Annotated in this window: 20 protein-coding genes; 7 read left to right on the forward strand and 13 right to left on the reverse strand. The window is 71.5% G+C overall.

Translation table 11 applies throughout. The features are described 5' to 3' along the window. The first annotated feature begins 8 nt into the window (after positions 1–8). Together PHA29_RS01550 and PHA29_RS01555 are read left to right on the forward strand one after the other, a co-directional pair. Complete coding sequence (locus PHA29_RS01550) at positions 9–881, forward strand: deoxyribonuclease IV (RefSeq protein WP_270847690.1); 873 nt, start codon at positions 9–11, stop codon at positions 879–881. A 252-nt stretch (positions 882–1,133) separates the two neighbouring features. After that, positions 1,134–1,901: an amino acid ABC transporter ATP-binding protein gene (locus tag PHA29_RS01555; protein WP_270574518.1), complete on the forward strand. Its 768-nt coding sequence runs from the start codon at positions 1,134–1,136 to the stop codon at positions 1,899–1,901. A gap of 156 nt (positions 1,902–2,057) precedes the next feature. Here the strand turns inward: PHA29_RS01555 and PHA29_RS01560 are convergent, their stop codons facing one another. The 6 genes from PHA29_RS01560 to PHA29_RS01585 all read right to left on the reverse strand — a co-directional run bounded on the left by PHA29_RS01560 (position 2,058) and on the right by PHA29_RS01585 (position 7,623). After that, positions 2,058–3,299, reverse strand: coding sequence for an iron-containing alcohol dehydrogenase (locus PHA29_RS01560; RefSeq protein WP_270847691.1), 1,242 nt, complete (start codon positions 3,297–3,299; stop codon positions 2,058–2,060). Positions 3,300–3,451: 152 nt separating this feature from the next. Then, a complete protein-coding gene (locus tag PHA29_RS01565) occupies positions 3,452–4,090 on the reverse strand; it encodes a lactate utilization protein (RefSeq protein WP_270847692.1) in 639 nt (212 codons plus the stop codon). Positions 4,091–4,299: 209 nt separating this feature from the next. Beyond that, entirely contained in the window at positions 4,300–4,719 is a 420-nt protein-coding gene (locus PHA29_RS01570) for a flavodoxin (RefSeq protein ID WP_270403579.1), read from the reverse strand. 42 nt (positions 4,720–4,761) lie between these two features. Continuing rightward, positions 4,762–5,433: a DUF3793 family protein gene (locus PHA29_RS01575; protein ID WP_270847693.1), complete on the reverse strand. Its 672-nt coding sequence runs from the start codon at positions 5,431–5,433 to the stop codon at positions 4,762–4,764. A 176-nt stretch (positions 5,434–5,609) separates the two neighbouring features. Further along, a complete protein-coding gene (locus PHA29_RS01580) occupies positions 5,610–6,086 on the reverse strand; it encodes a YolD-like family protein (protein WP_270847694.1) in 477 nt (158 codons plus the stop codon). Beyond that, on the reverse strand, positions 6,079–7,623 hold the full coding sequence (locus PHA29_RS01585; protein ID WP_408612004.1) for a Y-family DNA polymerase: 1,545 nt from the start codon (positions 7,621–7,623) through the stop codon (positions 6,079–6,081). The genes PHA29_RS01580 and PHA29_RS01585 overlap by 8 nt, the downstream gene beginning before the upstream one ends. A gap of 264 nt (positions 7,624–7,887) precedes the next feature. Here PHA29_RS01585 and PHA29_RS01590 point away from each other — a divergent pair, with 264 nt between their 5' ends. Next, on the forward strand, positions 7,888–8,643 hold the full coding sequence (locus tag PHA29_RS01590) for a phosphatase PAP2 family protein (RefSeq protein WP_270847696.1): 756 nt from the start codon (positions 7,888–7,890) through the stop codon (positions 8,641–8,643). A 43-nt stretch (positions 8,644–8,686) separates the two neighbouring features. Here the strand turns inward: PHA29_RS01590 and PHA29_RS01595 are convergent, their stop codons facing one another. From PHA29_RS01595 to PHA29_RS01615, 5 genes are all read right to left on the reverse strand, one after another. Next, entirely contained in the window at positions 8,687–9,019 is a 333-nt protein-coding gene (locus PHA29_RS01595; RefSeq protein ID WP_408612005.1) for an MGMT family protein, read from the reverse strand. A 390-nt stretch (positions 9,020–9,409) separates the two neighbouring features. Beyond that, a complete protein-coding gene (locus PHA29_RS01600) occupies positions 9,410–9,640 on the reverse strand; it encodes a DUF6485 family protein (protein ID WP_270847697.1) in 231 nt (76 codons plus the stop codon). 54 nt (positions 9,641–9,694) lie between these two features. Next, positions 9,695–10,537 carry an HAD-IIB family hydrolase gene (locus PHA29_RS01605; RefSeq protein WP_270404063.1) on the reverse strand — a complete coding sequence of 281 codons (843 nt, stop codon included), beginning with the start codon at positions 10,535–10,537 and terminating at the stop codon, positions 9,695–9,697. Positions 10,538–10,626: 89 nt separating this feature from the next. After that, positions 10,627–11,676: a tryptophan--tRNA ligase gene (gene trpS, locus PHA29_RS01610; RefSeq protein WP_270404065.1), complete on the reverse strand. Its 1,050-nt coding sequence runs from the start codon at positions 11,674–11,676 to the stop codon at positions 10,627–10,629. Between the two features lie 99 nt (positions 11,677–11,775). After that, entirely contained in the window at positions 11,776–13,032 is a 1,257-nt protein-coding gene (locus PHA29_RS01615) for a glycosyltransferase family 4 protein (protein WP_270404067.1), read from the reverse strand. 342 nt (positions 13,033–13,374) lie between these two features. On the opposite strand from PHA29_RS01615, the gene PHA29_RS01620 reads away from it, so the two are divergent. The 3 genes from PHA29_RS01620 to PHA29_RS01630 all read left to right on the forward strand — a co-directional run bounded on the left by PHA29_RS01620 (position 13,375) and on the right by PHA29_RS01630 (position 16,652). Next, positions 13,375–14,280 (forward strand): TIGR02452 family protein, encoded by a 906-nt coding sequence (locus PHA29_RS01620; protein ID WP_270404068.1) that lies wholly within the window; start codon positions 13,375–13,377, stop codon positions 14,278–14,280. Further along, on the forward strand, positions 14,277–14,945 hold the full coding sequence (locus PHA29_RS01625) for a pentapeptide repeat-containing protein (protein ID WP_270404070.1): 669 nt from the start codon (positions 14,277–14,279) through the stop codon (positions 14,943–14,945). Before PHA29_RS01620 ends, PHA29_RS01625 begins: the two co-directional genes overlap by 4 nt. A 198-nt stretch (positions 14,946–15,143) precedes the next feature. Continuing rightward, a complete protein-coding gene (locus tag PHA29_RS01630; RefSeq protein ID WP_270847698.1) occupies positions 15,144–16,652 on the forward strand; it encodes a YfcC family protein in 1,509 nt (502 codons plus the stop codon). 152 nt (positions 16,653–16,804) lie between these two features. On the opposite strand, the gene PHA29_RS01635 is transcribed toward PHA29_RS01630, so the two are convergent. Further along, positions 16,805–18,679 carry an SHIRT domain-containing protein gene (locus tag PHA29_RS01635; protein ID WP_270847700.1) on the reverse strand — a complete coding sequence of 625 codons (1,875 nt, stop codon included), beginning with the start codon at positions 18,677–18,679 and terminating at the stop codon, positions 16,805–16,807. A 177-nt stretch (positions 18,680–18,856) separates the two neighbouring features. After that, complete coding sequence (locus PHA29_RS01640) at positions 18,857–19,750, reverse strand: LysR family transcriptional regulator (RefSeq protein WP_270404076.1); 894 nt, start codon at positions 19,748–19,750, stop codon at positions 18,857–18,859. 269 nt (positions 19,751–20,019) lie between these two features. Between PHA29_RS01640 and PHA29_RS01645 the strand changes: the two genes are divergently transcribed. After that, positions 20,020–20,937 carry an AEC family transporter gene (locus PHA29_RS01645; RefSeq protein ID WP_270847701.1) on the forward strand — a complete coding sequence of 306 codons (918 nt, stop codon included), beginning with the start codon at positions 20,020–20,022 and terminating at the stop codon, positions 20,935–20,937.

The raw sequence follows: 20,937 nt of genomic DNA on the forward strand, positions 1-20,937 counted from the left end.
ATCTTCCCATGCTCACCATCGGCTGCCATCTCTCCACCTCGAAGGGCTTCGAGGCCATGGGGCGCACGGCGCTCTCCATCGGCGCGGACACCTTCGCGTTCTTCACCCGCAACCCGCGCGGCGGCACCGTCCGCGAGCTCGATCCCGACGATGTCGCCGCCCTGCGCGGCATCTTGGACGAGCATGCGTTCGGGCCGCTCGTCGCCCATGCGCCCTACACCTACAACCCCTGCTCGGCCAAGGAGCGGGCGCGCGAGTTCGTGCTCGAGGCCATGGCGGAGGACCTGGAGCGCATGGAGGCCCTGCCGGGCAACCTCTACAACTTCCATCCCGGGGCGCACGTGGGCCAGGGACCCGACGCGGGCATCGAGATGATCGTCGACGTGCTCACCCGGGTCATGTTCGAGGGCCAGCGCACGACGGTCCTGCTCGAGACGATGGCCGGCAAGGGCACCGAGGTCGGGCGCTCCTTCGAGGAGCTCGCCGCCATCATCGACGGGGTGGCGCGCACCGCGCCCGCGCTCGCCGACAACCTCGGCGTGTGCCTGGACACCTGCCACGTGAGCGACGCCGGCTACGACCTCATCGGCGACCTCGACGGGGTGCTCGCCGAGTTCGACCGCGTCGTGGGGCTATCGCGCCTGCGCGCCGTGCACGTCAACGACTCCAAGAACCCCTGCGGCGCCCGCAAGGACCGCCATGCGCGCATCGGCGAGGGCTACCTCGGTTCCGCCGAGCTCGGGGGCGGGGAGGAGGTCTTCGCGCGGATCGTGTCCCATCCGGCCCTGCGCGACCTCCCGTTCATCCTCGAGACCCCCAACGAGCTGCCGGGCTACGCGCGCGAGATCGAGCTGCTGCGCTCCCTGCAGACCGGCGCCTGACGCGCGGCGGAGTGGCCTGCGGCGGCCGGGACGGCCCCGCATCATGACGCGGGGCCGCCCAGCGGTCGCCACCGTCCCGCCCTCCGGTCATTCTGTATGCCGCGCCGCTTTCCAGCCGGGGCGGGGCCGTCTGCGCCGTATAGTTGAGGGAGATGCCTCGCGCATGCCGGGTGCGGCCGGATCGGGCCGCCCGCCGCGCGCGGCGGCCGACGTACCCCGCGCCCGCCGGGCGCGACCGTGAGGAGGAACGGGATGAACGAGACGAGCGCCGCGACGCCCGGCCCCGAGGAGCGCCCCATCGTGCGCATCCGGGACCTGCGCAAGAGCTTCGGCGACCTGGACGTGCTGAAGGGGATCGACCTCGACGTCCACCGCGGCGAGGTCGTGGTGGTGCTCGGCCCCTCGGGCTCCGGGAAATCGACCATGCTGCGCTGCGTGAACCTGCTCGAGGTCCCCACGAGCGGCCAGGTCTTCTTCGAGGACACCGAGGTCACGGCCCCCGACGTCGACATCAACGCGGTGCGCGCCAAGCTCGGCATGGTCTTCCAGAGCTTCAACCTGTTCCCGCACCTGTCGGCCAAGAGAAACGTGATGATCGCCCAGCAGCGCGTGCTCAAGCGCAGCGCCGAGGAGGCGGAGCGCGTCGCGCTCGAGCAGCTCGCGCGCGTGGGGCTCGCCGAGCGGGTCGACTACATGCCGAGCCAGCTGTCGGGCGGACAGCAGCAGCGCGTGGCGATCGCCCGCGCCCTCGCCATGGACCCGCACGTCATGCTCTTCGACGAGGCCACGAGCGCGCTCGACCCCGAGCTCGTCCGCGATGTGCTGGGCGTCATGAAGGAGCTCGCCCGCGGCGGCATGACCATGATCGTCGTCACCCATGAGATGGGGTTCGCGCGCGAGGTCGCCGACCGCGTCATCTTCATGGACGGCGGCGTCATCGTCGAGCAGGGCACGCCCGACGAGGTCTTCGACAGCCCGCGCTCCGAGCGCACGCGGGACTTCCTGGGCCATATCGCCTGATCCGCCCGCGGCACCCTGCCGCCCCGTACGCGAAGCGCCCCTCCTGTGGACCGCGGATCCGGTCGGCGGGAGGGGCGCTGCCATGCGGACGGGCGTCCGGGCCGGCGTCCGCGGGGCGCATCCCGGAGACGGCGCACCCGCGGACGGGGAGGGGCGCTACAGCGCGCTGCGGTAGATGGCGCGCGCGTCGTCGAGGGTCAGCTTCTTGAAGGAGCCGAACAGCTCGCCGCGGTTGATCGTGAGGCCGGGCATGAGCTGCTCGATATCGTCCTCCTGCATGCCGAACGCGGAGAGGGTGCGCGGCATGCCCAGCGAGACGAAGAAGTCCTGCAGCTCGTCGATGGTCGCCTCCACGGCGTCGGCGACGGCGCGCTCGGGCGTGACCTCCTCGTCGATGCCCGTGAGGTCGTCGACGGCGGGGTCGACCGGCTCGATGCCGAAGACCTGGCGGCCGAACTCCAGGAAGCGCTCGGGATGCTCGCGCCACACGTAGCGCATCCAGGCGGGGAAGATCACGGCGAGCCCGGCGCCGTGGGTGATCGAGGTGTCGAAGGCGGACAGCTCGTGCTCGAGCCCGTGGCAGGTCCAGTCGCCGTCGCGCCCGCCCGGGACGCCCAGGCCGCAGCCCGCCAGGCCGTTGTGGGCGAGGGTGCCCACCCACATGATGTCGGCGCGCGCGTCGTAGTCGCAGGGGTCCTCCATCACGCGCGGGGCCGCCTCGATCACGGCGCGGATCATGCCGAGGGCGATGTTGTCGGTCACCGGGGCCGCCGGCTGGCCGGAGAAGAAGCGCTCCATGATGTGGGCGATCATGTCGGTGACGCCCGCCGCGGTCTGGTAGGGCGGCAGGGTGAAGGTGAGCTCGGGGTCCATGACGGCGAGGACCGGGCGGTAGATGTCGGTGTTGAGGCCGCACTTGAGGTGCTCGGCGTCGTTGCTGATGACGCAGGAGTTCGACGCCTCGGACCCCGAGGCGGGGATGGTCACCACGCAGGCGACGGGCAGGCAGGTGGAGGGCACGGCCCGCTTGCGCCAGAAGTCCCAGGCGTCGCCGTCGTAGGGCGCGGCGACGGCGATGCCCTTCGCGGCGTCCATGGCAGAGCCGCCGCCCACGGCCAGCACCACGTCGGCGCCGAAGTCGCGGGCGAGCTGCGCGCCCGCGCGGACCGAGCCGATCTCGGGGTTGGGCCGCACGCCGGATAGTTCGGCGTGCTCGACCCCGGCGGCGTCGAGCGAGGCCTTCACGCGGTCGAGCGTGCCGGTGCGCACGACCGAGCCCTGCCCGTAGACGATGAGCGCGCGCCGGTAGCCGAGCGCGGCGAGCTCCTCGCCGGTGCGGTCGGTCACCTTGCGGCCGAAGACGAAGCGCGTGGGGGAGTAGAACCTGAAGTCGTTCACGATGATCCTTTCACGGGTGCCCGGGCTGCCCGGGCGGTGCTGCGGGGACGGGACCCGTCCCGCGGGGCCGCGGCCCCGGTCGAGCCGGTGTCCGGGGCTCCCGCGCCCGCCGCGAGGAGGCCGCAGGGGCGCGGGAGCGCAGGGGGTTTCGATCAGTAGCCGAGGTCCTGGCCGATGAGGACGACCTTGATGCGGCCGTCGTGGCGCGAGTGCCGCGTGACGACCGTCTCGCAGCACATGCAGCGCTCCGCATGGCACCTCCCGCAGATCCCGTGGGTCTCGCAGGGGGTCTCGGTGTGCAGGCGCGCGGCGTTCATGGGGCAGGTGACGGTGCGGATGCGCTTGATGCCGGCGTCCACGTCTGCCACGAGCTTGTTCATGCCCGCGAGCACGACCACGTGGGCGGGGCCGTGGACCAGGCACGCCAGGCGGTCGCCGTTGCCGTCGATGTTCACGAGCTCGCCTCCGACGGTGAGGGCGTTCGTGCTCATGAAGAACCAGTCGGCGCTCGCGCGGTCGCGCCACATCTCGCGGCGCTCCTCGGGCGTGTGCGCGGTCGAGCGGTCGAGCAGCTTCCAGGGGCCGGTCTCGAGCGCGGCGCGCATGCCGCTCTCGGTGAAGGTCATGCTGCCGCCCCAGGTGACCGAGTCGCCCGCGGGGATCATCCCGCAGACGAGCTCGACGGCCTCCTCCGCGGTGTCGCGGTAGTATCCCTCCATGTTGCGGCGGTTGAGGTTCTTGATGACGGTGGCCGCGGTGGCGCGGTACGCGGCCAGCTTGCTTTCGTCCATGGGTCCCCTCTCGATATCGGTGCAGGACCACTCGATTGTACCCCGCCCGCCGCGCGCCGAAGGCCCGCGCGGCCCCATCCCGGCGGGCCTCCATGCGACGGGGCCGCGCCCGGACGGTCGGTCCGGACGCGGCCCCAGCCGCGGTTCGATGCCGGCGCGCCGCGGGCAGCGGGCGCGCGGGGATGCCGGCGACCCGGCCCCGCCCGGCGCTAGGCGAGCGAGCCGCCGAGCTCCCGGCAGGACTCCAGGGCATCGTCGTCGGGCTCGTTGTTGGCGATCACGGTCCCGGCGACCGCGGCGCCCGCCTCGTCGGCGTCCTCGTGCCAGGTCTCCATCCACTCGCCGGTGCCCCAGTCGTAGGAGCCGAACAGCGCGATGCGCTTCCCGTCGAGCTCGGGCTTGACGTCCTCCCACATCGGCTGGAACTCGCCCTCCTCCAGCTCCTCCGCGCCCATGGCAGGGCAGCCGAAGGCGATGGCGTCGAAGGAGGCCGCGTCCGAGGCGGTGAAGTCCGCCGCCTGGATGGTCTCGACCTCCGCGCCCTTGGCGGCGGCACCGTCCGCCACGGCTCCCGCCATGGCCTCGGTGTTGCCGGTGCCGCTCCAGAAGACGACTGCGATCCTGCTCATTTCCATATCCTTTCCGTTCGGTCCGGGCCGTTCCCGGACGGGTTACCCGATGGACGGGACGGCCAGGCGCGCCAGGTCGGCGCCCTGCCGGTGCGCGCGCAGGTAGGCCTCCGCGCAGCGGCGGAAGCGCGCGAAGGTGGCGAGCGCCCGGTCCACGTCCGCGTAGACCTTCCAGGGCCCGAGCGCCAGGTAGTCGCGGCCGCGGTGCTCGATGAACCCCGCGACGTCCGCGTAGGGGTACCCCAGGAACAGCCCCATCTCGTGGGGGAAGTCCCGTGCGCAGCCGGATTCCTCGCAGGGGCACGGTCGCGTCCGCGGTCCCGCAGCTCCCCGTCCGGCGTCGCGCTCGAGGCGCGTCGCGAGCGCGTCCAGGCAGTCCTCGAGGGAGGCCGGGTCGTACCCGCGGTCCGCGAGCAGCGATGCCGCGCGCGGGTCGCGCAGATGGGCCGCGAGCTCGCGCGGCCGGTACACGTAGACGAGCGCGCCGCATCCGCGCCATGCGAGGACGCGCACCGCGACGCCCGATCCGCGCATCTGCCGAGCGCACCTCTCGACCGCCTCCTCGAGGTCCCTGCGCCCTTCATCCGGCCCCGTCTCGCGGGAGTAGTTCCCCGGGACGTTGAACAGGCTCGCGGGCTTCAGGGCGGCGAGGGTGGGCGCGCAGTGCCGCACGATGGCGTGCTCGAGCTCCCGCTCGTCGGGAAGGACTCCCATGGCTCCTCCTGAAAGTTCACCGTGGCTTACAAAAGGTCCATGTGAAAACGTACCGGCTCCGGGCGCGTCGGTCAAGTAAAAAGTAATCCACTGCGAACTTTTTTACGAATCGGACTATAGCGGGTGGGGAGGTGTCCCGCCGGCAGCGGCGAGGAGCCGGCCCGCTTCGCCGCCGCCTACGACCGCCTGATCGTCCAGATGTCGTCGAAGGGCACGGTCCGCTGGCCGAGCCGCAGGCTGCGCCGCACCGGGTCGACACCCTCCACCACCCCGGCGCGCGTGATGTAGCCGCCCCGGTCGTAGTAGGTGATGCGGACGAGGTCCCCGCGCCGCACCTGCACGATCGTGCGCGAGAGCGCCTCGGCCTCCTCCTCGGTGAGCTCATGGCGCGGCTCCACGATGCGCTCCTGCTCGCGCACGAGGTCGTAGTAGCCGGTGAGCGCGGCGAAGGGCATGAACTGGGCCGCGCGGCTCGCCCGCGGCCTTCCGTCGGCGCGCCGCGCGGGGCGGCCCGGGCCCGTCGGGCGCGACTCGTCCCCGACCGGCGAGAACTCGAGCTCGCCCCAAGGGGAGTCGAGCCGCCGGGTCCTTTCGGCGCCCGCGCCCCCGCGGTCCGCGCCCGCCCGGTGCCCGTCCGGTGTCCTGCTAGGCATGGTGTCCTCCCACCTGCTCGTTGCGTTCCCGTCCCGTCGCCCCCTCGCGGTAGCTCGTGCCGCGCAGCAGGGCGTTCTTGCCATAGCGTCCGCGCACCGCGAGCACGGCCTCGGCCAGGTCGCGCTCGGCCTGCTCGGCGGCGCGGTCGCAGAACAGGTCCTCGGTCGCGAACTCCTCGGGCAGCAGGCCCCCGAAGCCGATGTTTACGCGCTTGATGGGGCGGTCGGGGTCCACGATCTCCTCGTACAGGGCGTCGAAGCGCGCCATGAGGCGCTTGAAGGAGCTCGTGCGCTCGCCCAGCTTCCGCGACGCCTCGGCGTAGCCGTAGATCCGCCGCCCCTTGAGCGGGCGCGTCCCGTGCTCGCCGACGAAGCACCCTCCGGCGCCCACCGGCCCCGCGGGTGCGCGCGCGGCCTGCCGGGCCCGTACCCCGTCGTGCCGCGGGCCGCGCCGGGCCGCCGCCCTGCCCCGTCCCGGCGCCGCGTCGCGGGCTCCCCCCGGTGCCGGGGCGGCGGCCAGCACGGTGTCGGCCTGGTGCAGCCCTCCGCAGCCGTCCCCGACCCGCGCGCTCCCGCTCGCCCCGATCCGCGCCCGCTCGCGGGTGTCGTCTGCGTACCCCACGTACAGGGAGATCGCGTCGCACACCGCGCGCCGGTCGACGAGGTCGAGCACCGAGGCGTCCACCATCTCGCGCAGGACCGTGCGCCCCTCCCCGTAGCTGTAGCTGCGCGGGAGCACCTGGCCGCTCGTCAGGGAGGTCGCCTCGGGCACGTAGGCGTGTATCTCCGCGATGGTGCAGGGCTCGACGCCGTGCGCGTGGTCGATCAGGTACTCCGCCGTCACGCCGAACTCCCGGTACAGGATGCGCTCGTCGAGCGCGGCGACGCCCATGAGGTCGGCCGCTCCGTATTTGGCCAGGCGCGCGGCGATGCCCGGCCCGATGCCCCAGATGTCGGTGATGGGGCGGTGCCGCCAGATGGTCCTGCGGAACAGCTCCTCGTCCAGGTACCCGATGCCGTCCTCCACGTGCTTGGCCGTGATGTCGAGCGCCACCTTGGCCAGGAACAGGTTGGTGCCGATACCGGCCGTCGCGCGTATGCCGCAGCGGGCGTAGACGGCGTCCATGAGCTCGCGGGCGAACGCGCGCGGCGTGGTGCGGTAGAGCGACAGGTAGGGGGTGGCGTCGATGAAGCACTCGTCGACCGAGTAGACGTGGATGTCGTCGGGGCTCACGTACTCCAGGTAGATGCTGTAGATCCGCGCTGAGACCTCCATGTAGTGGCGCATGCGCGGACGCGCCATGATGTAGTCGATCCCATCGGGGATCTCGAACACGCGGCAGCGGTTGCGCACCCCGAGCCGCTTCATGGCGGCCGACACCGCCAGGCAGATGGTGGTGCGCCCGCGGTCGGGGTCGGCCACCACCAGGTTGCAGGTGAGGGTGTCCCGGCCGCGGTCGGCGCATTCCACCGACGCGTAGAACGTCTTGAGGTCGATGCACAGGTATATGCGGTTCTCGGTGGCGGAATCACCCACGGCGGCCCCCTCCCGGCGGAAGTCCAAACATCTGTTCCGGAACGTCTGTTCGATGATAGGACGCCGCGCGGACATCCGTCAAACGCGCTGGTCGCGCGCGAATCCGGGCCCCGGGGCGCTGCTCGGGCGGCCGCGCCTGCGCGGACGGGGGCGGGAGGCGCCACGATTTCGCCACAACCCGCCGTCCCGCCGGCGGATGTCCGCGCCGACGGGTACCCTGCGGGTATCGGTATCGAGACGGATGACGGGACGGGAGGGGAGCCCATGCGCGATCTCGAGGAACCCGGTCGGCCCCCGCGGGGCGTTCGCGAGGCGGGCGGCCTGCCCGCGCGGATAGGCGCCCTCGCGCGCCGGAACCGCGTCGCGCTGGCCGTGCTCGGCTGCGCGGCCGTGTTCTCGCTGCTGCTCGCGGAGGTGCTCGAGGGCGAGATCATGGCCGTCGACCGCGCGGCGTACTGGCTCATCGTGGAGCACCTGCGCGCCGACTGGCTCACCCCGGTCATGGAGGGCTTCTCCGCCCTCGCCACGCCCACGGTGCTCATCGCCCTGCTCCTCATGATCGCCGCCTTCGCCCCGGGCCGCCGCCCGGGGTGGTGCTGCGCGGTGAACCTGGCGCTCGCGGCGGGCTTGAACGTGCTGCTCAAGACCCTGGTCCAGCGCCCGCGCCCGGAGGGCTTCCGCCTGGTCGAGGAGACCGGCTTCAGCTTCCCGTCCGGTCATTCCATGGCGGCGATGGCCTTCTTCGGGCTGGTGATCTGGCTCGTGTGGCGCTACGAGCCGGACCGGCGCCGCCGCAACCTGCTCGCGGGCGTCTTCTCGCTCATCATCCTGATGATCGGGGTGAGCCGCATCTACCTGGGCGTGCACTACGCGTCCGATGTGATCGGAGGTTTCTGCGCGTCGCTGATCTGGCTCGCGTTCTACACCCGCATCGCCGTCCCGCTGTTCCTGGGGCCCGCGCCCGTCCGGACGGACGCCCCCGGCGCGGACCGCTCCGCCGGCGCGGGGGCTCCGCGCTGAGGCCGGGTCCCGCGCAGGGCCCGGGTTGCCCGCCCGCGCGCGGCTACAGGCCGGCGGGCCAGCGGCAGGCGTCGAGGTCCACGTGGGTCCCGTCGCGGAACGCCACGCCCTCGTCCTCGAGCAGCGCACGCTGCGCCTGCGGGCCGCCGAACGCGAACCCCTCGCAGATGCGCCCGTCGGCGAAGACCACCCGATGGCAGGGGACCTCGCCCGGGTAGGGGTTGGCGTGCAGGGCGAACCCCACGTACCGCGCGCGGCGCGGCTCCCCGATGAGCGCGGCGATCTGCCCGTAGGTGGCCACGGACCCCTCGGGGATCTGGCGCACCGCGTCGTATACCCGCTCGAAGAAGCCCTCGCGGTCGCTCTGCCTCATCATGGCGTGCCCTCCCGTTCCGTATGACCGCCCCTTCCGTCTCTCGGGCGTTCCCTGGTTACCTATAGCTAACTTGTGGAGAGGCTGTGGAAGGGAACGGCGAGCTGGACGGGGCGTGTCCAGTTTACTATAGTTAACTCAACGACGGAGCAGGGAACAGGCGATGAAACATACCAGCTCCGCCGAGTTTGATTGCATCCCTCCCCTCTGTGCGATCAACGTAGCGTTTGGAAGCGCCCCGGCATCCCAGCGGTGTCGGGGCGCTTTCATGTGCGCGGACGCCGATCCGTCCCGCCGCCTGCGCGGATGCGGGGGCGGCCGGGGGCGGGGGAGGGCCGCATCGCCCGAGCGGGGGTCTCGCCGGCCGCGGGCGCCCCGGCTCCCGGGCGGGGCCTAGGACCGGGCGGACGCGCGCGGATGCGCCTGCACGTGGCGGGCGAAGCTCTCCCAGGACCAGTCGTCGGCGTCCTCGGGCAGCTTGTCCGGGGACACGGCGTTGAACAGGCAGGTGGGGATCTCGTGCTCGCGCAGGTTCTTGGCGATGCACGGCGCGCAGCCCCGGTCGTGGTTCACGGGGTTGTACGGGCAGGTCAGATCGTCGCAGGTGCAGAACGGGACATCCATGGCGCCTCCAATCGGTTCGGCCGCCGGCGTCGACGGACGGCCGTACCGACCATCCTAGCGCGTCCGCGCCCCCTCCGGCGCGATGCGGTCCAGCAGTTCGCCGAACGCGCCGTCGTCGGCGGCGGTGTCGAGCACGAGGTCGCAGAAGGGGAGGATGTCGCGCGACGCGTTCGCGACGCCCACGCCGAGCCCGGCGGCGCGGATCATGGCGAGGTCGTTGGCGGAGTCGCCCACGCCCACGGTGTCGGCCATGTCGATGCCGAGCAGCCCCGCCAGATGGGCGAGGCCGGTCCCCTTGTCCACCCCGTGGGGCACGAACTCCGCATAGCGCCCGGACGAGTACGTGATGTCGGCGGCCGCGGGGTCGAGCTGCGCGCGCAGGGACTCCCCCAGGCGCTTCACGGCCGCGAAGTCGGGGTCCATGAAGATGATCTTGCAGAGCTCCTCGTCCCCGGCTGCGGTGAGGGCGCAAGCGTCGTCGGGGAGCTGCTCGACGCCCTGGAGCCCGGAGACGTAAGCGCGCTCGGCGTCGTTCAGGAACTGCGCGAGGATGCGCCCGCTCGCCGTGTACAGGTGCAGGCAGATGCGGTGCCGCGCGGCGTACCGGTAGAGCCAGGCCACCGTCTCGCGGTCCATCGTCGTGCGCAGCAGCGGCTCGGGGTCGCCGTAGCGGTTGATGAACCCGCCGTTGTACGAGATCACGTAGCTGCCGCGCAGCAGCGCGGGGTCGATGCCCGACAGGCTCCCCATGATGGAGGGGTACGGCCTGCCGGAGCTGGGGACGAACAGGATGCCGAGCGCGCGCATACGCTCGAGGGCGGCGATGTTGGCCGCGGGCACGGCGTGGCCGGCGCCCAGGAACGTCTCGTCCATGTCGCTTGCGATGAGCCGGTACATCGGCCGCTCCCTCACCTCGTCGTCGCTGGTTTGCCGCCGGCGCCTTGCCGTCGGGGCCGGCGGCCACCTCGCCTCGTCGCCGCCGGTCGCTAGTAGACCATCCCCATGGCCTCGCGCACCTCGGCCAGCGTCGCCTCGGCGATCTCGTTGGCGCGGCGGTTGCCTTCGTGGAGCACGTCCTTCACGTAGTCGAGGTCGTTCTCGAAGCGGTGCCGGCGCTCGCGGATGGGCTCGAAGTACCCGTTCACGGCCTCCGTGACGTACTTCTTGAGCTGGCCGGAGCCGCCCATGCCGATCTCGGCGGCGATCTCGGTCTCGCTGCGGCCCGTGCAGATGGCGGCGGTGGACAGCAGCCCGGACACGCCGGGGCGCCCCTCCGGGTCGAAGGTGATCATGCGCTCGGAGTCGGTCTGGCTCTTCTTGATGCGCTTGGCCGTCTCCTCGGGGGTCATGGAGATGGAGATGGCGTTGCCGTAGGACTTGCTCATCTTGCGCCCGTCGAGGCCCGGCAGCAGCGGCGTGTCGGACAGCAGGGCGTCGACCTCGGGGAAGACGCGCCCGAAGCGGTTGTTGAAGCGGCGCGCGATGAGACGGGTGAGCTCGATGTGCGGCAGCTGGTCGCGGCCGACGGGCACCACGTTGCCCTTGCAGAACAGGATGTCGCAGGCCTGGTGGACCGGGTAGGTGAGCAGAAGGCCGGTGAGCTCGTGGCCGGAGGCCTCCATCTCGGCCTTCACCGTGGGGTTGCGCTGCAGCTCGGCCTCGGAGACGAGGGAGAGGAAGGGCAGCATGAGCTGGTTGGCCGCCGGCACCGCGGAGTGCGCGTAGATCATCGTCTTGTCCGGGTCGATGCCGCAGGCGAGGTAGTCCATGACCATGTTGTAGACGTTGTCCTGGATGTGCTCGGTGGTGTCGCGGTCGGTGATGACCTGGTAGTCGGCGATGAGCACGTTCGTCCTGACGCCCATGTCCTGGAGCTCGACGCGGCCCTTCAGGGTGCCGAAGTAGTGGCCGAGGTGCAGCCGTCCGGTGGGGCGGTCGCCGGTGAGCATGGTGTAGGCGCCGGGATGCTCGGCGAGGTCGGCGCGGATGGCGTCGCTGCGCTCCAGCGCGGTCTCGTAGCTGCGTTCGTTGGGCATGGTGTCTCCTCAGTGGTCCGTGGTCGGATGGGGTCGTGGCGCGCTCGGGTGCGCGCCGGCGAAGGGGTGCGGGGCCTCAGGGGCCCGGGTCCGGACGGCTCAGCCGTGCCGGCGCCCGCCGGGGCGGTCGCGATGCAGGACGCGCCCCAGCTCCTCACGGCGCTGCTCGCGCGCCTCGCGCCGGCGCCGGTCCTGGGCGGCCTGCTCCTCGGCGAAGGAGGGGTCGTCGGGGGTGACGAGCTCGTCGCGGTGCGTCTTGGGGTTGTAGTGGTGGCGCAGCACCGGCTCGAACAGGTGCAGGCGCATGGCGAAGGCGATGGAGCAGGCGAGCAGCGCGAGGAAGATGACGATGCGCAGCTCGACCTGGACCTGGTTGATGAGGGCGGCGCCGACCGCCAGCAGCACGCACCACGCGTAGATCAGCAGCACGGCCTGGCGCTGGTCGTAGCCCTCCTCGATGAGGCGGTGGTGGATGTGGCCCTTGTCGGCCTGGCCGATGCCGGTGTGGCCGCGCAGCCGCCGGATGATGGCGGAGAAGGTGTCGAGGATGGGCACGCCCGCCACGATCAGCGGGATGATGAGCGAGGTGAGCGCGGCGGTGCGCGACACGTTCAGCAGCGAGATGACGCCGAGGGCGAACCCCAAAAGCAGGGCGCCCGAATCCCCCAGGAAGATGCTCGCGGGGTGGAAGTTGTAGCGCAGGAACGCGAGGCACGACCCGGCGAGCGCGATGGACAGGGCCGCGGCGTCGACGCGCCCGGCGAGCACGGCGAAGGAGAACATGGAGACGGCGGCGATGGCCGAGATGCCCGACGCCAGGCCGTCCAGGCCGTCGATGAGGTTGATGATGTTGGTGTAGGCGACGAGGTAGACCACGGTGATGGGGTAGGCCGCCCACCCGAGCTGGATGTAGCCGCCCGAGTCGAAGGGGTCCGCGATCGCGCGGATGGCGACGCCGCCCGCCACGGCGCACACGGCGGCGGCGAGCTGGCCGGCGAGCTTTGCGCGGGGCGAGAGCTGGATGACGTCGTCGACCGCGCCGGTGAGGAAGATGAGCACGAAGGACAGGCCGACGAGCGGGTAGTCGACGGCGAGGCTCGGATGCGGTACGAGCACCGGCGGCCAGCCCAGGTACCAGGTGCCGAGCAGCTGGACCGCGAAGGCCACGACGATCCCGGCGAAGACCGCGAGGCCCCCCATGCGCGGGATGGGTGTCTTGTTGATGCGGCGCTTGGAGGGGTAGTCGACGGCGTCCAGGCGCACGGCGACGCGCTTGGCGAGGGGCACGCACGCGAACGTGGTGATGAAGGCGGCTGCGGCTACGCAGACGTATGGGATGATGAGATCCGTGTTCACGCGCTCCACCGCTTCTGGCCGTAAGTGTTCGGAATCCAACCCATGATACATAACTTTGCTTTGAGCGCACCGGGGCCGCGCCATCCACCACCTCGACACCACGATAGGGGCCCCGCGCCCGGGAAAATAGGGACAGGGAAAATAGGGACAGGCACTTTTTTCCCGCTTGGGGAAAATGGGGACAGGCACTTTTTTCCCACCTGCGCTCCCGGGCGCCCCGCGCGAGCGCCGCTTGCCGCGCCGTCGGGCGCGCGCCGCGCCCGATGGCCTATCATGGTGCGCAGAATCGCGAGAGGGCGGCCGGGCGCACCCGGCGCGCCGCAGGCGGAAGAAGGAGCACCTATGGCTGAGCGCAGCACCAACCCCCGCAAGACCGCCCGCGCCGACGCGGCGCGGCGCCACACCGAGCAGATGGCCGCGCGCTACGGGCGCGAGATCGAGCAGGCCGCGGCCGCGACGGTCCGGGTCGAGGGCTCGCCCGCGGTCGAGGTCGAGGGCCGCGTCCCCGCCGTCTCCGTGGAGGCGCGCGACGCCGTCTCGGTCATCCTCGAGCGCGGCCGCGGCCGCGCGGCCTTCTGCGACCTCGCGGTGCTCGACTTCGCCTCCTTCGTGAACCCGGCGGGCGGCTTCACGCGCGGGACCGCCGGCCAGGAGCAGTCCCTGTGCCGCGAGTCCTTCCTCGCCAACGTGCTCGAGGGGTTCGGGGACTGGTACGCCGAGAACCGCCGGCGCAACCTCAACTGCGAGCTCTACCGCAACCGCGCCCTCGTCGTGCCCGCCGTGCGCTTCGGCCGCGGCAAGGTGCACGCGTACGCCGACGTGCTCGTCGTCGCCGCGCCCAACGCCCGCCGCGCGCGCTCCGAGTACCGCGTCGCCGACGACCTGCTCGCCGAGGCGATGCGCGACCGCATCCGCTTCGCCCTGTCGCTCATCGACGAGCGCGGGATCCGGAAGGCCGTGCTCGGCGCCTTCGGCTGCGGGGCCTTCGGCTGGGACGCCAGCGAGGTCGCCGAGATGTTCCGCGCCGAGCTCGCCTCCGGGGGGCACGGGCTCGAGGAGGTCGTCTTCGCGGTGCCCGAGACCCGCTACGACGACCACTTCGCGCGCTTCGAGCATGCCTTCGCGACCTTCCCCGAGCCCAACGGCGAGTCCTTCGAGGCTGCCCGCGCCGCCCGCGCGGAGGCCGAGCGCGCCGCCGCCGAGGCGCAGCGGGAAGAGGAGGAGGACGACTGGCGGAAGTACCTGTGACGGGGCGCGGGCGCACGGGTTTCGCCCGCCTCCCGCACGCGGCGGGCGAGTGGGTCGACGCGGACGCCCTGCTCGACCTGTTCGCCGAGGGCGACGGGCTGCTCGAGGGGGCCTCGGTCCGCGGGGTCGAGCTGTCCGGCGCCGACGCGGGCGAGGCGACGTTCGACGGCGTCTCGTTTTGCGGGTGCCTGTTCGAGTACGTCGACTTCGGCGGCTGCACCTTCCGCGACGTCCGCTTCGAGGGGTGCCGCTTCATCCGCTGCACCATGGACCGCGCGTGGCTCAACCGCTGCGACCTCGTCGGCTGCTCGGCGCCGGGCCTGAGCCTCGTGGAGGCGCGCATCGCGGGCGCCTCCTTCACGGAGTGCGACCTGAGCTACGCGAACCTGTCCGATTCGAGCATCGACCGGCTCGAGGCGCGCCGCACGCGCCTGGGCGAGTCGGCCTGGCAGCGCGTGCGCCTGAAGCGCACGGTGCTCGACGCCTGCGACCTCACGCGCATCGACGTCTTCCGCACGTCCCTGTCCGGCATCGACCTGTCGGGATGCACCTTCGAAGCGCCCGTCCTGTCCTCCGACTTCCACGAGCTCCGGGGCGCCACGGTCAGCGTCGAGCAGGCGCTCGCGCTCGCCGGCCTGCTCGGCGTGCGCGTCTCGGACGACTGACCGCGCCGCACCCTGCCTGGCCGTCCGTGCATACCGCGACGTCGCGCTTTAGTAAAGAAAAGCATCTTATGCATCATGCGCGATGAAAAGAGCAGAGTAGCGGCATCCGGGTCGGAAAAAACCGTATAAACAGACCCCGTCCCGTGCATATAAGCGCTACCATTATGCGTGCTGTACAAGCTACGGATGGAGGTTTCCATGTCATCCAACAACCCCGACGCGGGCACATCGCCCGTGCCGAGCGAGGGGAAGCAGGCCGAGCAGAAGGTCATGATCTCCTCGTACACCATCCTGATCGTCATCACGCTGCTCGTGGGCGTGGCGACGATCGCGCTGGCGCAGGTGCTGCCCGGTGTCACGGCCGCGTCGCTGTCCGACATCCTCACCTCGCCCATCTCGGGCTTCCTCGACGGCATCGAGGTGTCCCTGTTCCTGCTGCTGCTCGGCGGCTGCCTGGGCATCGTGAACCGCCTGGGCGCCCTCGACGCGGGCATCGCCGCGCTCGTCCGCGCGCTGCACGGGCACGAGACGGTGCTCATCGCCGCCATCATGGCGGTGTTCGCCGTCATGGGCTCCACCTACGGCTTCTGCGAGGAGACGATCCCGTTCTACGCCCTGCTGTCCGCCACCCTGTTCGCCGCGGGCTTCGACACCATGGTCGCCTCCGCGACGGTGCTGCTCGGCGCCGGCGTCGGCTGCCTGGGCTCCACGGTGAACCCCTTCGCGGTCGGCGTGGCCATCGACTCGCTGTCGAGCATCGGCATCGAGGCCAACCAGGGCATCGTGATCGGCCTGGGCCTCATCCTCACCGTGGTGAGCTACCTCATCGCGCTCTTCTTCATCCTGCGCTACGCCAACCGCGTGCGCCGCGACAAGGGCTCGACGATCCTGTCGCTGCAGGAGCAGGCCGCGGCCGAGGAGGCCTACGGCACGGGCGGCGGCCAGACGGTCGAGACCCTCGAGTTCACGCCCAAGCGCAAGGTGGCGCTGGCGCTGTTCGGCCTCTCGTTCGTGGTCATGATCTGCGGGTTCATCCCCTGGGAGGACTTCGGCGTGGGCGTCTTCACCGTCGGCGGCGTGTACGACGCGGCCAGCGAGACCTGGACGACCCTGCCCTGGAGCGGCCTGCTCACCGGCAACCCCATCGGCGAGTGGTACTTCAACGACGCCTCGGTGTGGTTCTTCATCATGGCGATCGTGATCGGCGTCCTGGGCGGCCTGCGCGAGAACGAGATCGTCGACGGCTTCCTCGACGGCGCCGGCGACATGATCGGCGTCGCGCTCATGGTCGGCCTGTCCCGCGCCATCTCGATCCTCATGGGCGAGACCGGCCTGGACGTGGTGATCCTCGACAGCGCCTCGGCCGCCCTCGCCGGCACGAGCGCGCTCGTCTTCGGTCCGCTGTGCTACCTCGTGTACCTGGGCCTCTCGGTCGTCATCACGTCCACCTCGGCGCTCGCGACCATCTCCATGCCCATCCTCGGGCCGCTGGCCGCGAACCTGGGCTTCCCGCCCGAGGTCATCATCGCGATCTTCTGCGCCGCCAACGGCCTGGCCAACCTCTTCAGCCCCACGGCGGTCTTCCTCCCGGGCCTGCTGCTGGCCCGCGTGCAGTACCCCACGTGGCTCAAGTGGGCGCTCGTGCCGATCCTCGTGATCGCGGTGGCGAGCGTGGTCATCACCACCGGCGCGCTGCTGGTGCTCTAGGGAGACACCGACCGATATATGCCGCCGGCATGAACGGGGGAGGCCCGCACGGCTCGGATGCCGTGCGGGCCTCCCCCTTGTACGTCGTCTTCGCGCGCGGCCCGGGCCCTGCGCGCCGTCCTCCCCGGCCGGGGAGGACGCGGCGGCTAGCGCTACCGGGAGCGCTTCGGGCGCAGGACGGAGACGCCGGCCAGGACGGTCACCGCGCCGACGCCGGCCGCGGCGGCCCCGATCCAGGCCGCATCGCCGGTCTTCGGAAGCCCCTTCGATGCGGTCTTCTTTCCGCCCTGCCCCTTCGCCTCGCCGTCTCCGGAGGCGTCCGTCGGCGTCGCGGGCGTGAGCGGGGTCCAGGGGGTGGAGGCGTGCCAGCTCCAGCGCCCGACGAACGCGGGGGCGGCGCCGTCCACCCTCACCGAGGCGGCGTCGTAGCCGTCGAAGGTCCACACGCCGCCGTCCGCCTCCACGCGGTCGCGCTCCGGGGCCACGGCGTCCACGGTGTCCCCCTCGCCGTAGACCGCGTCGTCGGTCGGCAGCAGGGCCGCGACCTCGTCCGGGAGCTGCCTGCCCTCGGTGGCGCTCTCGAAGCGGTAGCTCGCCTGATAGACGTGGAAGGCGGCGATGATGAAGGTGCGCCCGGTGATGGGCTGCGCGGCGTCGAGCATCGTCGCGCCGAGCGGGGTCCAGCCGTTGTCGGGCTCGTCGGCGTACCAGCCGTCCACCTCGCGCAGCGAGCGCACGGGGTCGAGGCCGGTCACGGAATAGGGCCGCCGGGCCTCGGGCACGGGGTGCGACGGCAGGGCGAGCGCCCCCTTGCCGTAGTGGGCGATGTCGTTGCCCGCGCCCTCGGTCGCCAGGTTGCCCGCGAGCAGGGCGTCCGCATCCACGGTCACGGTGCCGGTGCTGGAGTTGGCCAGGCCCCCGCCGTATCCGGCGGAGTTGCCCTCGATCCGGGTGCCGGAGCCGAGGGAGACCTCGGACGCGCCGTAGGCGTAGAGGGCTCCGCCGTACCTGTCGGTCCGGTTGCCGGCGATATCGGTGTCCCGCACGGTGAGCGGGGTGCTGCTGAGGAAGATCCCGCCGCCGAAGCCCGAGGCGGCGTTGCCGTCGATCGTGCAGCCCGAGATCCGGAGGGGCGAGTTCTGAGCGTAGATGCCGCCGCCCTGCGAGCTGCCGGTGTTGTCCTCGATGCTGCCGCCGGTGATGGTCCCGGTCGACCGCAGGAGCCCCACGCCGCCGCCGTAGGCCACGAGCGACTTGCCGTCGGCCGTCGTCTCCCCGTGCACGGCGCTGTTGCGCGCGATCTCGCCGCCCGACATGGTGAAGGTCCCGCCGATGACGAGGACGGCGGGGGAGTTGTACGAGTAGCCGCTGTTGCTCGAGACGTTCTCGGTGATCGAGCCGCCGGAGATGTTCACGACGACCGGCGCGGCGCTGTCGGAGCGCCCGGCGACGGCTCCGCCCATGCCGGCGCTGGAGCGGTTCTCGTTCCCGTGGATGCTGCCGCCGTGCATGTTGAACGTGCCGTGGTCGATGCCCACCGCGGCGCCCATCTGCGCGCCGTTCACGATGGAGCCGGTGAGCTCCACGCCGTCGTACATGTCGAGCGTGCCGGCGCCCGACCACGAGCCGAGGCGGATCAGGGGGCGGATGCGCGGCTCGGAGCCCGTGCGCTTGATGACGAGCGCGTCGGAGCCGTCCGATTCGCCCAAGGCGAGCGTCGCGCCGTCCTGGGCGACCAGGCCCCACGACCCGAGGTCGATGCTGTGCCCGCCGCCCAGCAGGGTGACGTCGCGCGTGAAGACGAGCTCATTGTTCGAGGAGCCGTCGAAGGCGATGTCGCCGGTGAGGCGGATGGCCTGCGGGGCGCCCGTGTCGTCCGCGTTCACGGCCGCGGTGGCGGCGACGAGCTCGTCTTCCGTGGCGGCCTCGTGCACCACGGCCGACTCAGGCAGCGCCTGGGCCGCCGCGGGCGCGAGGCCCACGGCGAGCGCCAGGGCGAGAAGGATGGGGATCGGTCTGCGTCTCATGGGTACCCCGATTTCTCCGGAGCGCGGTTCGCGCTGGGTCGAACGAAACTTCCGGTCAACCTAGCAGAGGATACGTTCTCCGGGCGTTCCCCTCTCCCCCTGGTGCCGTTCCGAACCCGTGCCGTTGCCGCGGCCCGATGCGTCCCCGCGACCGCGGCGCCTCGTGCCATCCCGCGCTCAGAGGTCCAGCGTCGCGATGTAGGCACGCAGCTCGGACTCGAACATGGAGACCAGGCGGCCCTTGTCGTCGCCCAGGGACGTGTGCACCAGGATGCGCGCGACGCGCGCGGGGGGCTCCTCGGTGGGGTGGCGCATCACCAGCTCCGGATGGCGCTCGGTGAGCGGGCGCGCGATGGACTGGGGCGCTATGCACCAGCTCTCGGGCGCATCCATGAAGGCGCCCAGCTGCGATGCGGTGCCGACGGTGATCTTGGGGTGCGCGAAGCGGGCGAAGTAATGGCGGTGCCAGGTCTGGTAGTCGGGGGAGTAATGGGTGTTGATCTCGTGCTCCCCGGCGAGGTCGGCGGCCCGTCCGCTGCGGGCGAACGCGCTGTCGCGGTGGCAGAGGATGACCCACCGGTCCCGGAACAGCTCGCGCGCCGCGAGGTCGGGGTAGCGCTCCAGCGAGAAGGCGAGGCCGACGTCGGCGACGCGCTCCTCCACCTCGCGGTTGATGACCGGCGACATGCTCGTGCGCAGCTCCAGGAGGATGTCGGGGTGGTCGGCTATGAAGGCCCGGTAGAAGGGGATCAGCAGGTGCCCGTTCAGGGAGTCCGCCGCCGCCACGATGAGCCGCTGCCGCCGCGGGCGCATATCCACGCGGGCCGCCTCGTCGTAGAGCGACAGGATGGCGCTCGCGATGGGGACGAGCCGCTCGCCGGCGGGCGTGAGCGCCACCTTGCGCACGCCGCGGCGGCGCTCGACGAGCTTGTGGCCGATGTCGGCCTCCAGCGACCGGATGCGCTCGCTGGCCGTGCTCTGGGTGATGAAGAGGTGCTCGGCCGCGGCGGCGATGGTGCCGGACTCGGCGACGGCGACGAAGGTCTCGAGGTCCTCTTGGCGCATGGGCATGGCGGGTCTCCCTTCGCGGTCGCGCGGGCCGGTTCCGTCGTCCTCCCGACCGGTTCCGACCCTCCGACCGGTTCCGTCGTCCTTCCGACCGGCTTCGTTTCGCGATCGGCGGCGCCGTCTTCCCGATCGGTTCCATCGCCCCCATAATATCGGAGATGACGATATTAAAGCGGAGGAGAATCCGCTTTATGCCCCCGGCTCCCCGCGCGATACTGCTGCGCGGATGTAGGCGACGGGCCGCACGGCGGCCGAGGGGACGGGGGAGACGCGTGGAGACGGCGAGCATCCAGATCGAGATCTTCCTGCTGACGGGGATCGGGTTTCTCTGCGGGCGCAAGGGCATGCTCAGCCCGAAGACGCGCGAGCAGCTCATCGACCTGCTGTTCGCAGTCATCCTCCCCGCCTCCATCCTGGACTCGTTCCAGGTCGAGCTCACGCCCACGGTGTTCGAGCAGACCCTCGGCGCGTTCCTGGTGTCCTGCGGCATCCAGGTGTTCTACTGGCTGTGGAACCACGTCTTCTACCGCGGGACGTCCCCGGACCACCGCGTGTGCCTGCGCTACGCCACCATGGTCTCCAACGCGGGGCTCATCGGCATGCCCATCGCCGCGGCGTACTTCGGGTCGCGCGGCCTGCTTCTGGCCTCCATCTTCCTCATCCCGCAGCGCGTGTTCATGTGGTCCTACGGCCTGAGCATGTTCACCGACTCGAGCGGGCGCGACGTGCTGCGCAAGCTCGCCACGCATCCCTGCATCGTCTCGATCGCCATCGGCATCGGGGTGATGGGGCTCTACACCGCCGGCATCCAGCTGCCCGCCCCCGTGACGGCGACGGTGTCGGCGCTCTCCGACTGCTCGACGGCGCTGGGCATGGTGGCGGTCGGGGGCATCCTGTCGGACTGCCGCCTGCGCGACGTGGTGAACCGCGAGGTGCTCACCTACAGCCTGTACCGGCTCGTTCTGATCCCGCTGTGCGTGGCGGGGCTGCTGCTCGTGCTGCCGGTGGACCCGCTCACCGCGCAGGTGTCCATCCTCCTGACGGCCATGCCCGCGGCGAGCACCACCGCCATGCTGGCGGCCAAGTACCGCGGCGACGCCCCCTTCGCCTCCGAGCTGGTGCTCAGCTCCACGCTGCTCTCGCTGGTGACCGTGCCCGGCGTGTGCACGGCGCTCTCCCTGGTGTGGTAG

This window comes from Candidatus Collinsella stercoripullorum, assembly GCF_027669965.1.
Taxonomy (GTDB): domain Bacteria; phylum Actinomycetota; class Coriobacteriia; order Coriobacteriales; family Coriobacteriaceae; genus Collinsella; species Collinsella stercoripullorum.

Bases quoted from the DNA above. Each gene is read 5' to 3' on its own strand.
- PHA29_RS01550 (WP_270847690.1), top strand. From the start codon at position 9: ATGCTCACCATCGGCTGCCATCTCTCCACCTCGAAGGGCTTCGAGGCC.
- PHA29_RS01555 (WP_270574518.1), top strand. From the start codon at position 1,134: ATGAACGAGACGAGCGCCGCGACGCCCGGCCCCGAGGAGCGCCCCATC.
- PHA29_RS01565 (WP_270847692.1), bottom strand. From the start codon at position 4,090: ATGGACGAAAGCAAGCTGGCCGCGTACCGCGCCACCGCGGCCACCGTC.
- PHA29_RS01570 (WP_270403579.1), bottom strand. From the start codon at position 4,719: ATGAGCAGGATCGCAGTCGTCTTCTGGAGCGGCACCGGCAACACCGAG.
- PHA29_RS01575 (WP_270847693.1), bottom strand. From the start codon at position 5,433: ATGGGAGTCCTTCCCGACGAGCGGGAGCTCGAGCACGCCATCGTGCGG.
- PHA29_RS01580 (WP_270847694.1), bottom strand. From the start codon at position 6,086: ATGCCTAGCAGGACACCGGACGGGCACCGGGCGGGCGCGGACCGCGGG.
- PHA29_RS01590 (WP_270847696.1), top strand. From the start codon at position 7,888: ATGCGCGATCTCGAGGAACCCGGTCGGCCCCCGCGGGGCGTTCGCGAG.
- PHA29_RS01595 (WP_408612005.1), bottom strand. From the start codon at position 9,019: ATGATGAGGCAGAGCGACCGCGAGGGCTTCTTCGAGCGGGTATACGAC.
- PHA29_RS01600 (WP_270847697.1), bottom strand. From the start codon at position 9,640: ATGGATGTCCCGTTCTGCACCTGCGACGATCTGACCTGCCCGTACAAC.
- PHA29_RS01605 (WP_270404063.1), bottom strand. From the start codon at position 10,537: ATGTACCGGCTCATCGCAAGCGACATGGACGAGACGTTCCTGGGCGCC.
- trpS (WP_270404065.1), bottom strand. From the start codon at position 11,676: ATGCCCAACGAACGCAGCTACGAGACCGCGCTGGAGCGCAGCGACGCC.
- PHA29_RS01620 (WP_270404068.1), top strand. From the start codon at position 13,375: ATGGCTGAGCGCAGCACCAACCCCCGCAAGACCGCCCGCGCCGACGCG.
- PHA29_RS01630 (WP_270847698.1), top strand. From the start codon at position 15,144: ATGTCATCCAACAACCCCGACGCGGGCACATCGCCCGTGCCGAGCGAG.
- PHA29_RS01635 (WP_270847700.1), bottom strand. From the start codon at position 18,679: ATGAGACGCAGACCGATCCCCATCCTTCTCGCCCTGGCGCTCGCCGTG.
- PHA29_RS01640 (WP_270404076.1), bottom strand. From the start codon at position 19,750: ATGCCCATGCGCCAAGAGGACCTCGAGACCTTCGTCGCCGTCGCCGAG.